Here is a 12,726-nt window from a genome sequence, read left to right on the forward strand (position 1 = left end):
CCCCGCGCCGCCTCGGCACCACTGACCTGCACTGAGAAGCTGTTGTCTTTTCGATCTTGAGTGGTGTCCGTCGAACGGGAGTCTCGATCGGGTGATTGCGGCCGGTGCCGGGCATGGGAACAGGGCCTCTTGGTAGCTCGGAGGGTGTCTACGCCAACTCGCCTGCCAGGAGGCCCTGTTGTTGCAGTTGTATGCCACCGCGGAGACGGAGTCCACTTCGGTCACTCTCGCGTGTGACTGTCTGGCTCACCGGTTCGGGAACGCCGCCGACACCCCGATGCGTGAGCGGCGGTATCCGACGGACATGACGGACGCGGAGTGGGCCCGGGTCCTGCCGCTGCTGCCGGTGCCGGGCTGGATGCGTGGCCGGGGCGGCCGGCCGGAAGCGTATTGCCACCGGGCCATGCTCGATGCGATCCGGTATCTCGTGGACAACGGGATCAAGTGGCGGGCGATGCCCGTCGACTTTCCGCCGTGGGACCGCATCTATGCATTCTTCCGCCGCTGGCGCGACAACGCCCTGGTCAAGGAGTTCCACGACCGGTTGCGCGCGAGGGTCCGCGAGGAGTTGGGGCGGGACGCGCAGCCGACGGCCGGGGTGATCGACTCGCAGTCTGTCAAGGCGGATGCTGTCGTCGGCGCGGACAGCCGCGGCTTCGACGGCGGCAAGCTCGTCAACGGCCGCAAGCGGCACGTCGTGGTCGACACCCTCGGCCTGCTGCTGGGCGTGATGGTCACCGCCGCGGATGTCGGCGACCGCACCGCTGCCCAGGTCCTGCTTGAGCAGGTGGCCGAGGCACACCATCGCCTGGGCCTCGTCTGGGCCGACGGCGGCTACACCGGGAGCCTCGTCGAGTACTGCCTGGCCACGTTCGCCCTGGTCCTGGCGATCGTCAAACGCAGCGACGACCAGAAGGGGTTCGTGGTGCTGCCCAAGTGGTGGATCGTCGAGCGCCTCTTCGCCCACCTGATGCGAAGTCGCCGCCTGGTGCGCGACTTCGAGCGGCGCACCACCAGCGCGGAGGCGATGGTCTACTGGTCGATGACCCTGCTCATGACCCGTCGCCTGGCCCGGTCACGCCTGCCGCGAGGGTGAACCGGCCCGGCTGCTGCTCGGCCAGCCAGCCGCGGGCCACCAGGCGTTTCGCTTTCGACCGCAGTGCCTCCACCCGCGCCGGCACCACGTCCATGCCGAACATGGCGGCCATCTCCTGGCAGGTCAGCGGCCCTTGATGGAGCCGGGCCCGGTCCGCGAGTGTCTTGAGGATGCGCTGGTAGTCGGCCGACAGCGCCGACCAGGCCAGCCCCTGGCGCCACACCGGCACCTGCGACTTCGGCTTCGCCGCATCCCCAGGCGCCGACTGCACCTGCGCATCCCGCGGATCCGGGGTGACCTCCGCCTCGGCGGTGGCGCCGTCGTCCGGAGCCAGTACCGTATCGACCCGCCTGCGAGCGATCGCCCACTCCTGCCATTCCAACTCGGCCGCAGCCAGCTCGGCCTGGATGCGGTCGGCCTCCTCTCGCAGCCCGTCGACTCGACGCCGAGCGGCGAGTTCGTGCTGTTCCAGCAGTCCAACAACCGACGGCATCCGCGACCTCCCGGGGAACGACGACCCGACAGGCCACCACTCCCACGGAACCACCACTCCTATCCCCGACCAGCGGAAACGCGTCGATCACGTCCGGAAAGACAACAGCTTCTTAGTTTCCGTGTCGTGATGGGCTTCAACTGGGTTGATGGCCTGGAGGTTTGGGCTTTGCACTGGGCCGTGTGGCGTTTCTACTGTCCACGCTCAGGATCCTGAGCTTCTTCTCGTCCCAGGGCTGGCAGTCCTGGGACGTCGAGCATCGGCCGTTGATCCCCGAAGGGATGCCCGAACTCGTCGACGACGACTTGCGCTTCGAGGATGGTCCGGCCGCGCCGCGTGCGACGGCGGTGGTGAATCGGTGGCTGCGCGAGCTCCCGGCTGGCGGGGCGCCGGCGCCGAGCTCGTGGGAGAACTACGTGTGGGCGGTCAAGGAGTGGATGGGGCTCCTGGCCGAGCACGGGGTGGGGCTGTTCGACTCGCGTGAGCGGTTGAAGGCGGGGCTGAGCCGGTACAGCGCGCTCAGGGTACGGTGACCACGGCCTTGCCGCGGGCGTGGCCCTGCTCCACATGGCGCACGCCCGCGGCCGCGTCGGTCAGGGGGTAGGTCCGGTCGACCACCGGGGTGAGCTTGCCGGCCTCGATGAGCGCGGTGACGGTGAGCAGGTCCTCGTGGGTCGGCCCGGCCGGGGCCGACGGGAGGATCATGCGGAGCTGCTGCCGGACGAACGCGTTGGCCGCGATCAGTCGCAGCATGGAGCCCATCGCTCCGAACACGTGGCCGGGCGAGCCGCCGCCGTTGGCCACCAGGGTCCCTGTCGGGGTGAGTGCCTGGCGCAGTCGGCTCAGCGGGCGGTTGCCCACGTTGTCCAGGATCACGTCGTAGTGGGCGCGCCTGTCGGTGAAGTCCTCCCGGGTGTAGTCGATGACGTGCGCGGCGCCCAGTGAGCGCACCAGCTCGATGTTGCGGGTGCTGCACACGCCGGTGACCTCGGCGTCCAGGTCCGCGGCGATCTGTACGGCGAACGTGCCCACGCCACCGCCGGCCCCGTTGACCAGCACCCGCTGCCCGGCCTGCACCTGGCCCACGGTCCGGATGCCGCGCAGGGCGGTCACCGCCCCCATCGGCACGGCTGCGGCCTGCTCGAAGTTCAGGGTCGCGGGCTTGGGCACCAGCAGGTCCGCGGTGGTGCGCGCGTACTCGGCGAAGGAGCCCGGGCAGAAGCCCAGGACCTCGTCGCCGGGCTGGAGCCCGCGCACGTCGGCGCCGACCGCCTCCACCCGTCCGGCCGCGTCGATCCCCGCCACCCGGAGCTTCGGCCGGGTCAGCCCCACGTCCCCCGTCAGCCGCGCCACGTACGGATCGCCGCGCATCAGGTGCCAGTCGGCGGGGTTGAGCGCGGCGGCGTGCACCCGTACCAGCACCTGGTCGGCCCCGACCTCGGGCCGGTCGATGTCTGCCAGTTGCAGGATGTCCGGCGGGCCGAACCGCTCCTGAACGATCGCTTTCATCGGGTCCCCCCATTGCCTCGTGATCGATTGCCGCTCGCTGTCTTCTCCGGGTACGGCACCGACCGATCAGCAGATCTCTTAAAGGTGTACGGCGTACACCTCTAATGCGCAACGTAGGTGTACGCCGTACACCTGTCAAGAGTGAAGAGGCGCGAGTTCGAGACGCACGGCTCGCGGCCCGCGAGGAGGGGTGGGCTCTGGGCGGTGACGACTGAAGACCTCGGACCAGTGCCGCCTGGCCCTTCACCGGTGGGGTCAGGTCGCGCCCCGGAGCCGCTCAAGGCCGTCCAGCGTCAGGTCCAGAGCGAACTCGAACTCGAACTGGTCATCGCAGCCCGAGCCGACGACGGACTCGTTGTCGTGGGCGACCGCCAGGGCCAGTTCGGTGATGTGGGGGAAGCGCGCGGCCATCTCCTCGGGCGGCATCGCGTCCGGATCCGGCTCGCGGTCGGAGCTGTCCTCGAACAGCTCCTGGGAGAAACCCAGCAGGCGGCTGCCCATCACGTGCATCGCGTGATGGACCAGGTCGATCGAGAACCCCCCGGCCCGGAAGATCCCGATCATCGAGTCCAGGTACTCCATCATCACGGGGGTGGGGGCGGTCCGCGCCTTGCTCCGCGACTCGATGACCCCGGACGCCCACGGGTGGCGCAGCAGCATGCGGCGGGCCGACAGCACCCGTCGACGGATGGCGGTCTTCCAGTCGACGTCGGCGGTCGGCGGATCGATCTCGCCGACGAGGACGTCGATCATGCCGTCCAGCAGCTCGTTCTTGTTGGCCACGTGCTTGTACAGCGCCATGGGTACGACGCCGAGCGCCTGCGCGATCTTGCGCATGCTGAGCGCGTCGACCCCGCCTTCGTCGGCCAGGGCGACGGCGGCGTCCAGAACCCGCCTCTTGCTCAGGGGTGCGCGGGGCTGCGCGGCGACGTCGGCCTGTTTGGCCATCTCCACCATCCCCTCTCGTACTGGGCAAGGCCCGAAGCCGGCCACTCTTCCCCTTGACGGGTGTACAGCGTCCACCTACCGCATTCCCAGCATGAGGTGTACGCCGTACACCCTTGCTTCGTCCGTGTTCGAAACCACCGGAACGATCGGATTGCCTGATGCCGGAAACCGGAAAGGCTGGAGCGCGAGCCATGGTAGCTCCCGATCTCCACGACGAAGCCACCGCGGCGTACGAGGCCCGCAAGGAACTGGGGCCGGAGTACGAGCGCGCCGTGCTGGAGTCCTTCGTCGCCGGCGCCACGGAATCGATCGACCAGCGGGTGGACGCCCGGCTGGCGCAGCAAGGGATCGGCGGGGCCCCGCACAAGCAGCAGGGGCAGCAGCCCGACAACTCGCATCTGGCGGTGCCGGTCTTCTCCCTGCTCTTCGGGGTCGGCGGCTCGATCTGGCTGACAGCCGGTGCGGGCGCGGAGCCGGATGCCGTGTTCGCCATGTGGCTGGGGATCGTCCTGGTCAACCTCGTCTCCGCGCTGCTGTTCAGGAAGGCGCGGTGAAGCGGAGCCCCATCCGGGGCCGGCGCACACCTTGGACATGGCTGCACGCCCGCGGCGCTGGACGCCGACAACCAGTTGTCCCGGGTTGCGGGCCTGGGCGCTGCACACGTCCTTGACGTGGCATCTGTTTTGACGAAGGAAGCCACGACCGCCTGGGTCAACGGCGGTTGGGGCATCGGCTCTCCTCGGAGAGGTCACGCGAGAGCATTCAGACCCTGATCTCGTCGTCATCCTCCCCGACCTGCCAGGAATACGGCGCCTGCCTCGTCGAGGCGGGCGCCGCACCATCCTGAGGAACTGACTCCCCACCGCACTCGCGTTCGCCGATGGCCCCGGTCGCGAAATCGACCTCCACCCCGTCGTGCCGACACCGGACGGCGGCGGAGGCCGAGCGCTACCGGACGGCTAGAACTTCCACTGTCCGCCGCCTGCAGTCGGCGCCGTCGAGGGCCCGGCGCTCGGTTGCGTCGACGGCGGTAACCCAAATGCGCTGCCACCTCGACTACGAGCCATCCATGAAAGACCAGCAGGACATGCTGCGGCTGAGTAAGCGGTTCAGCGTCGAGCTCCCCCGCTCCATCACGACGGCACCCACGGACGGACAACGACGACAAGATCCAGTCGATCACGTCCCCGGGCGCGGCCAAGCCCTGCAGCTACGTCTGGAACAACGACGACACCATCAAGGGGCCTTGGGGCAAGGCCCGGCTGTTGTTGCTGGTGGACGAGGTGCCCGGGCCGCGGTCCTCTGGTGTGCGGTGTTGCAGGGTCTCGAGCCGGGAGGCTCCTGCGTTCATCGGTGCGCTCGTAGGCCGTCAGGTGCTCGGTGCCGTCCCCGTCGAACGCAGGGTGCTCCTCTTTCGCTGCCGCAGTGGTCGCGGGACACCCGCATCTGAAGGAGCGTACGGTCGCGAAGCCTTCCGGCCTGCATCCTGGCCCTGGACGCCGCAGACTCTGCCGACCGGCGACTCGACCTCGCAGCGGCCCGCACAACCGATGGCGATGACGGCCGCGGGGCCTGGTCTGGGGCCCGTTCTCCGGATACGTCCTGCGCCCGGTGAGCAGGATCGTGTCGGCCGCGACCCGTCAGGGCTTCGCCGAGCTTTCTCGGTCGCCATCCCCGCCGGCACCGCGCTGAACCGTAGATGGAGCAAGCGACACCGCGCTGCTGAGGGTGGGGCCGGGACGAGAGTTCGTGCCCTGCCCGGACGGCGCCCGAGCAGGAGATCACTGCTTGCTCGAACGCCACACGGCGCTTTCACCGTCTAGCGCTCGGCCAGTCCGTGCTCACAAGGGGTAGGACTCGATTGGATCCCTCGCGCATGGCTGCTTCCTCACCTGTCGGTCCCGTCGCTGTCAGGTCTGGGGCCGGTTGGCTGGTAGATGTCGGGGATGCCGTCGGCGTCCTCGTCGCGCGTCTCTTCCTCCCACAGGCGTCGGTAGACGCCGTTGCGGCGTTTGATCAGCAGCGTGGCCAGGCCGGCGGCGATGAGCGAGCCGATGAGGACTGCGGCCTTGATGTGTTCGGCCGCCGCCGGGTCGGGGAAGGCGAGTTCGCCAATCAGTAGGGCCACGGTGAATCCGATCCCGGCCAGCACCGCGAGCGCGAGCACGTCGGCCCAGGCCAGGTCGGGATTGAGGCGGGCCCGAGTGAAGCGGGCGGCCAGGTACGTGCCGACGAAGATGCCCACCGTTTTGCCGACAACGAGCCCGAGGACCACCCCGAGCGGCTCCGGGCGGGTGAACACCTCGCCGAGCACGGGAGCCGAGACACCGACCCCGGCGGCGAACAGGGCGAACAGCGGCACCGCGACCCCAGCGGAGACCGGGTGCATGACATGCGCGGCGCGCTCGCCCGGCGAGGCCTTCTCACCGGTGTCGCGGGTGGCGCGCAGGATCAGGCCCATCGCGACTCCCGCGACAGTGGCGTGGACGCCACCGTTGTACATCAGCGCCCAGATGGCGAAGCCGAGGGGGACGTACCACCACCAGCCCGTCACGCGGTGGCGCTGCAGCAGGTAGAAGACCACCAGTCCGACGAACGCCCCGGCCAGCGCCGCCAGGTTCAGGTCGTCGGTGAAGAAGATCGCGATGATGAGGATCGCGCCCAGATCGTCGACGACGGCGAGAGTGAGAAGGAAAGCCCGCAGCGCTGAGGGCAGGTGGGTACTGAGGACGGCGAGGACTGCCAGGGCGAAGGCGATGTCGGTAGCCATCGGCACCGCCCAGCCGTCCATGCTGCCCCCGCCAGTCGCAACGACGGCGGCATACAGGGCGGCCGGGACGAGCATCCCGCAGAAAGCGGCGACGACCGGCAGGGCCGCGGTGGCCGGAGTGCGCAGCTCGCCGATGACCAGTTCGCGCTTGAGCTCGATTCCGGCGACGAGGAAGAAGATCGCGAGCAGGCCGTCGGCTGTCCAGTGCCCCACTGACAGGTCCAGGCCGAGAGCGGGAATGCCGAAGTGGAAGTCGCGTATCTGCTCGTACGCGCCGCTCCACGGAGTGTTCGCCCATATCAGGGCCACCACGGCCGCGGCGAGCAGCACCAGACCGCCCACGGTCTCGGTGCGCAGGGCACGGGCGACCGCCTGTCGTTCCGGCCAGGGCAGGAGTCCGAGGAAGGGGGAGTGGTTACGGTCACGGCGGGCAGCGGCCATCGGGTGGACCTCCGGGGCATCGGCATTTTGGGCACACAAGCCCCTGGACGCCGACCAGACTTCCCGGCACACCGCGCGCCTGCTTGACGCGTTCTTTACAGCCTATCGGCCTGGTCCGCATCGGCACAGGCCGCCCTTGTCGTACCCCGTCCGTCGGTGGACCCGGTTGCCCGTGCGGCGCGCATACGGCCGGGCCCACCCGTAGGGAGTCGGTCTACGAGTCGGACGGTCCTACGTGGAACGACGGACACACCCTTGTCGTCGCGAGGCGGACGGCCCACGGCATTCATCCCAACGTGGACACGTCGCCCCGGAGTTGCCGCCCCTTCCCACGGCGAAGCCCTCGGCCACTCGTGCAGTGGCGGAGGGCTCCAAACCGAGCCGGTTACGGCCCGGGGGTCGGCGGGACCGGAGAGGGCGCCGTGCCCGGAGTGGGCGTGACACGCGGTTCCTCCACCATGGTGCGGTTCGTCCACCACAGCACGGCCACCAGACCAACGGCGCACGCACCACCGATGACTACAGCTGGGGGCGTCGCGGGGAGCGCACCAGGCGCAGGCCCACCCAGCCGATGCACGCCCCTGCGAAGACCAGACTCGTGGGGGTGAGGTCGCCGTTCTCGTAGGTGATCAGCAGGGCATCGTAGTTGGTGAACAGCACCAAGAGCGTCGCGTAGAGCACCGCGATGACCGCGCACAGCCCTTCCATCAGACGGAACACACGTGGAACTCTACTCATGCCCCTCTTCCATCCCCTGGCCGACCGTATGGGCCGTGTCAGCTAGCAGGCGGTACGGACGGCCCGACCTGGATGTTCTCGGGCACCCGTCCGCGTCCGTCTCAGTAGAGCGATTCTCTCCCGCCTTCGGCTTGGGTGTGACGGGAGCTCCGGACGGGTTGAGCAGGCCGCGTGTCTTGACCCTGAGCGCCCTGCCGTTGGCGTCTTTGGCGACCTTGCCTTCAGAGCCGATGAGCGGCATGGTCTCCGGCATCCTGCCCTCGTCGATGGTTCCGTCGGCGTTGACCCATTCCGGAGTGGGCGGCGCCGGGGGCGGAGCGGTCTCTGACTCCGACCCGGATGCGGTCACCGGGGCGGCGCCGATCAGGAGCGCGGCTATTGCCGTACCCGACGTGCTCGCCGTGGTGTGTGACGCGAAGGGGCGGGTGCCGCCACGTGGCGTGGAGGCCGGGGTGGCCCGGTTGGGCCCCTGCTCGACCTGGGCGGCTGGGCTCCGGCGCATCTCGGCGTTCGCGATTGCGGTCCTACGCTCCTACAGGCTCTCCCGTACCGCATCCGGCTTTCCTGCCTGCCCGCCCTCCGCAGCGGGATCATGACAGGCCGCCCCTCGCTGATCACTGGACGCTGGGGCTGGGCGCGGGTGTCGGGGAGCTGGTGTTGACGTCCAGGTCGGGGCGGGGAGTGAGGACGACGACCGGGGAGCCGGGCTGGGGTGCGGGCGGGGTGAGCTCGGCCTTGGGGAGTTTGGGCGGGGTGGTCTGCTGGAAGTTGACCTGGTCGTAGTTGACCAGGTCGGTGTTCTCCAGGACCGTGATGTGGTCCAGGACCGTGTCGTTGGCCAGGTCGGCGAGCTGGCGGACCAGGGTGTTCTCGGTGCTGGCCCGGATTTTGGCGATGGTCGGGAAGATCTGGCCGTGGGTGACGCGCATGATGCTGACCGCGGTGGAGTCGAACTCCTTGCCGCTCTTGGAGTCCACTGTCGCCACGAACTGCTGCTGCTGGGGACTGGCCTGGTTGGGCAGGGTGATGTTCAGCTCGGGGGCGATCTTGCGGCACATCTGGTCCAGCCCGGCGTGGCCGACGATCAGGTGCTCGCCGGCCTCCTTCATCTCCTTCGTGGTGCCGCGCTGCATGGCCAGCTCTCCCAGGGGGTATTCCCACAGGCCGGCCGCGCGGACCTTGACGACGAAGTCGCGGTCGGCCTCGGTCAGCGGACCGTACTGGGTGTTGGCGATGATGCGGGACGTGTTCGTCGCCGTGTTCTGGATGCCGAGCATGGCGGGGTAGGCGAGGGCGGCGAGGGTCAATCCCAGCGCGCCGACCACGAATACTGTCCCGGCCGTGTTGCGGGAGACGGGCATGGAGCCTCCTGACGTGAGCGAGCTGTGTGTCAGGGGGTACGGCCGCACAAGGCCGAATCATCATTGCACTAGGCAAATTTTGTAGTGTGCTTCGTGATGTGTGTCACATGTCGATGCCTCTTTGAGGTCGGCAACCGCGATGACCACGGCGTCTCATCCGGCGACGTGGATCCAGACGGCGCGGGACGGAACGCCTCGTGTGTCAACGGCGACGGTCATGTAACGGCCAGGTGGGACGAGGGCCGCGTCGTTGGGCACGCGGGCCGTGAGTGTGCCGTTGCCCCGCCGGGTGATATCCAGGGCGACGGAGCGCTGGTCGAAGTCCGTGACGTGGGTGGCGGATCCGGGGCGGATGAGCCGCACGCGGCTGATGCGAGCCGGATCGGCGGTATGCAGGACGACTTCGCCGCCGTGCTCAACGTCGGTTCTGCCGCCGGGGGCCAGGTCCGGTCGGTCGCCTCGGTGGAGGTAGGGCGGAGAGAAGACCTCGACGCGCTGCTCGAAACGGCCCGCGCGGGAGTTGGCCTTGTCGGCGAAGAGGGGGTCGGAACCGAAGACGGCGACACGGCCGTCGGAGAGCAGCAGTGCCTCGCTGTGGTAGTTGCGCCCAACCGTGGGATCGGCGGCGGGCGCGAAGGCGTTCTTGTGCGGGTCGTAGATCTGGCTCTTGAGGATGTCGCTGGCGCCCTTGCCGCGGTAGCCACGGCTGCCGCCGGTGGTGAACACGGTGTCGTCCGGGAGGATCACGCTGTTCAGATAGCGGATGCTCTTCGGCAGGCGCGGGCCGGCTGTGAAGGCCGGATGCTCGGCATCGAGGTCGACGGTCGCGGTGCGGGAGGTGGCCGCGGGGGACTCGCCGACACCTCCGCCGCCGAGCACCATCACCTTCTTGTCCTGCGCGGGCGGTAGTAGCACGGAGGACGAAGTCTCCAGGATGTCCGGGTCCTTCAGGCCGCCGATCGGCGTGAAGGTGTTGCTCCTGAGGTCCCACAGGCCGGGCTTGCGGCCCTTACCGGCGGGGCCGTATCCGGCGTTGGAGCCGGAGTAGAAGATCTTCCGCTGGCCAGTGAGGAAGAAGGACGGGTAAGTGGGGAAGTAGCGGGTCGGTGCCGGAGGCCAAGTCTGTGTCCGCGGGTCGTAGACCTCGTTCTTGCCGGGCACGACCTGCCCGATGTCGTCGAGGCCGGAGACGGCGAGGACGCGCCCGTCGGACAGGGGGGTCAGGGTCGGGTACCAGCGAGCCTCGCGCATGGAGCCGACCCTGGTGTACTTCTCGGTGACAGGGTCGAACTCGTAGGCGTCCTTGATGCCCTGGAAGTTCTTCTTGTCGAGGCCGAGTTTGTTGGCGATGCCGTAGAGGTTGTCGGCGTCCTCGCCCTTCAGGTCCTGGATGGCGTACTGCTCGGTGGTGTTGGTCATGCCGAGCGGGCCCTTGTCCGCTGCCTCGACGAAGACACGGGCCTCGCTCGCGGTGACCTTGACGTTGCCGCCCTGGCCCGTGGGCACCTTCTTCGCGGCCGGCACGTGCACGCTGAACTGGGAGCGGTACTCCACGCCGGATGGGGCGCGGAAGACGGTGCCCTTGGGGAAAGTGTGTGCGCGGTCCGGGTTCTCGTTCTTGACCAGCATGGCGCCTCCGGCCCGCTTCACGTCGCCCTTGAGAACTTCGTAGCGGGCAGTGCCGCCGGCGATCAGTACCTTCCCGTCGGGGAGTTGAGCGTGTCCGGCGCAGAACATGTCATTCGGGGTGTCGATCTTCTTGAAGGTGTCCGTGGACGGGTCCCACAGGGTGCTCTTGAAGGCCCCGCCCTCGAACAGCTTCACGTTGTTCCCGGAACCGGCGATCAGTAGCACCTTGCCGGTATGCAGCAGGATCGCGTGGATCGAGTTGAGCTGGTACTTCTCCGGGAGCGAGGCGAGCGCCCAGTGGCCGTACTTCGCCTTGTACTCGGGCTGGTTGATCTCGTAGCGGTGGTAGGCGTCCTGGGCGAAGCCCGCCACGGCCGGGGCGTTGAGGGCGGCCAGGGTGACCGCTGCTGCGACGCCGAGCAGGGTTTTGCGTGTGGTCGGACGGGAGGGACGCTGGGCCATCGGGTGCCTCCGCGGCGGGCGGGTCGGTCCTGGACGTACCGAGGACTACCCTCTGCGGCCGGGGGCACGTGACGATCCACTCGCTTGCACTATGCAAAATGCCCCGTTCCGCGCAATGCGCGGATTGCTCCCCGCCTGCGGGAGGGGGCAGGGCGGGCTCACGCTGCTCCCGCCATTCGGGGCAGCCCGGCGAGATGATGACGGCCAGGCGGTGAAGAAGTCGACGATCACAGTGGGCTGCAGCGGTGGCCGGTAGGAGGCCGCCTTCGCCGGTCCCGGAGGAGGCGGCCTCCTGGTCGCGAGCCCGACCCGCCATGGCGTGCGCGAGGAGAACGATGTGGCGGCACGCGGTCGAGCAGGGGAAGGCCGTACGCCCTTCCGGTCCGGAGTCTGCCGAGTGGCCGGACGAGCCCGACATGCCGTCACAGGAAGGCCGCTTCTCTCTCGGGCAGTGGGCGCACCCTCTGCCCGGCAGTACTGTCATCCCCTCCAGAATCGCCCGCAGGGGGACGAGATGAACAACCCGTACATACGGCCGCCCAAACCGCAGTTGCCGCGCTCGACTCCGAGGTGGGCGCGCAAGAGATACGTTCTGCCCGCGCTCGGCTTCGCATTCTTCCTCGGCATCGGCGCCGGATCCAGCGGCGCCAGCACAACGACCGACGATGCGAAACCCGCAACTGCCCGCCCTGGCCCGACCGTCACCGTGGCGACAACCGCGACGGCGAAGGCGAAACCCGCACCCACGGTCACCGAGACGAAGACGGTCAGGGTGAAGGTGACCGTCACGGCCCGGCCCGCCCAAGACGGCGGCTCCGGCAGCAGCGGGACAAGTGTCGGGAACAACTCCGACGACCAGACGGGTATCCAGTTCGGGTACGCCTGTTCCCCCGTCGGAGCTCTCGGCACCGCCGAGGACGGACGGCCCGCCAAGTGCTTCATGGGCAAGGACGGCCGGACTCGCTGGGGCTATGACTCCAACCGTGGCTAGTCGGCCCCACGGCAGTATGGCCGCGCCCCGAGAACATCGGCGAGTGCCGTGGGCGGGAACTGGGCGGCTGCGAGTTCGACCGTACAGAGCCCACGTCGGCTGCGAGGTGGTCTCGTCGAGGAGGAGCAGGCGAGGGGCCCAGCAGGGCGCCGGCGATGGCGACACGTCGGTGTCCACCGCGGAGAACGTGGCGACACGGTGCCCGACGAGAGTGTCCTTCCCGGGAGTCCGCCCCCCCACAGGATTCGAACCTGCGACGCCCGCCAACGGGTCCAAAGCACTGCCGCA

General features: G+C 68.9%; 12 protein-coding genes. 4 read left to right on the forward strand and 8 right to left on the reverse strand.

Going from position 1 to position 12,726, the window contains the following annotated elements; genetic code table 11:
- The first annotated feature begins 178 nt into the window (after nt 1–178).
- Nucleotides 179–1,096: an IS5 family transposase gene (locus tag OHA11_RS40510; protein WP_266505168.1), complete on the forward strand. Its 918-nt coding sequence runs from the start codon at nt 179–181 to the stop codon at nt 1,094–1,096.
- On the opposite strand, the gene OHA11_RS40515 is transcribed toward OHA11_RS40510, so the two are convergent.
- Entirely contained in the window at nt 1,053–1,589 is a 537-nt protein-coding gene (locus OHA11_RS40515) for a hypothetical protein (RefSeq protein WP_266505176.1), read from the reverse strand. The two genes, OHA11_RS40510 and OHA11_RS40515, sit on opposite strands and share 44 nt — an antisense overlap.
- A 182-nt stretch (nt 1,590–1,771) precedes the next feature.
- On the opposite strand from OHA11_RS40515, the gene OHA11_RS40520 reads away from it, so the two are divergent.
- Nucleotides 1,772–2,122 carry a hypothetical protein gene (locus tag OHA11_RS40520; protein WP_266505178.1) on the forward strand — a complete coding sequence of 117 codons (351 nt, stop codon included), beginning with the start codon at nt 1,772–1,774 and terminating at the stop codon, nt 2,120–2,122.
- On the opposite strand, the gene OHA11_RS40525 is transcribed toward OHA11_RS40520, so the two are convergent.
- The gene (locus OHA11_RS40525) at nt 2,109–3,098 is read right to left on the reverse strand and encodes an NAD(P)-dependent alcohol dehydrogenase (protein ID WP_266505181.1); all 990 of its coding nucleotides are present in this window, start codon (nt 3,096–3,098) and stop codon (nt 2,109–2,111) included. The genes OHA11_RS40520 and OHA11_RS40525 overlap by 14 nt on opposite strands.
- A 255-nt stretch (nt 3,099–3,353) precedes the next feature.
- The gene (locus OHA11_RS40530; protein ID WP_266505184.1) at nt 3,354–4,055 is read right to left on the reverse strand and encodes a TetR/AcrR family transcriptional regulator C-terminal domain-containing protein; all 702 of its coding nucleotides are present in this window, start codon (nt 4,053–4,055) and stop codon (nt 3,354–3,356) included.
- Nucleotides 4,056–4,237: 182 nt separating this feature from the next.
- On the opposite strand from OHA11_RS40530, the gene OHA11_RS40535 reads away from it, so the two are divergent.
- Complete coding sequence (locus tag OHA11_RS40535) at nt 4,238–4,600, forward strand: hypothetical protein (RefSeq protein ID WP_266505187.1); 363 nt, start codon at nt 4,238–4,240, stop codon at nt 4,598–4,600.
- A gap of 1,334 nt (nt 4,601–5,934) precedes the next feature.
- Here OHA11_RS40535 and nhaA read toward each other — a convergent pair.
- From nhaA to OHA11_RS40560, 5 genes are all read right to left on the reverse strand, one after another.
- Entirely contained in the window at nt 5,935–7,257 is a 1,323-nt protein-coding gene (gene nhaA / locus OHA11_RS40540) for a Na+/H+ antiporter NhaA (protein ID WP_266505189.1), read from the reverse strand.
- A 519-nt stretch (nt 7,258–7,776) separates the two neighbouring features.
- Nucleotides 7,777–7,977 (reverse strand): hypothetical protein, encoded by a 201-nt coding sequence (locus OHA11_RS40545; protein ID WP_266505191.1) that lies wholly within the window; start codon nt 7,975–7,977, stop codon nt 7,777–7,779.
- 10 nt (nt 7,978–7,987) lie between these two features.
- A complete protein-coding gene (locus OHA11_RS40550; protein ID WP_266505192.1) occupies nt 7,988–8,497 on the reverse strand; it encodes a hypothetical protein in 510 nt (169 codons plus the stop codon).
- A 112-nt stretch (nt 8,498–8,609) separates the two neighbouring features.
- Nucleotides 8,610–9,356 (reverse strand): DUF4142 domain-containing protein, encoded by a 747-nt coding sequence (locus tag OHA11_RS40555; protein ID WP_266505194.1) that lies wholly within the window; start codon nt 9,354–9,356, stop codon nt 8,610–8,612.
- 153 nt (nt 9,357–9,509) lie between these two features.
- Nucleotides 9,510–11,447, reverse strand: a complete 1,938-nt coding sequence (locus OHA11_RS40560; RefSeq protein ID WP_266505196.1) for a galactose oxidase early set domain-containing protein — start codon at nt 11,445–11,447, stop codon at nt 9,510–9,512.
- A 514-nt stretch (nt 11,448–11,961) separates the two neighbouring features.
- Between OHA11_RS40560 and OHA11_RS40565 the strand changes: the two genes are divergently transcribed.
- Nucleotides 11,962–12,438 (forward strand): flagellar motor protein MotB, encoded by a 477-nt coding sequence (locus OHA11_RS40565; RefSeq protein ID WP_266505198.1) that lies wholly within the window; start codon nt 11,962–11,964, stop codon nt 12,436–12,438.
- Nucleotides 12,439–12,726: the final 288 nt, after the last annotated feature.

It is taken from the genome of Streptomyces sp. NBC_00878 (assembly GCF_026341515.1).
Classification (GTDB): domain Bacteria; phylum Actinomycetota; class Actinomycetes; order Streptomycetales; family Streptomycetaceae; genus Streptomyces.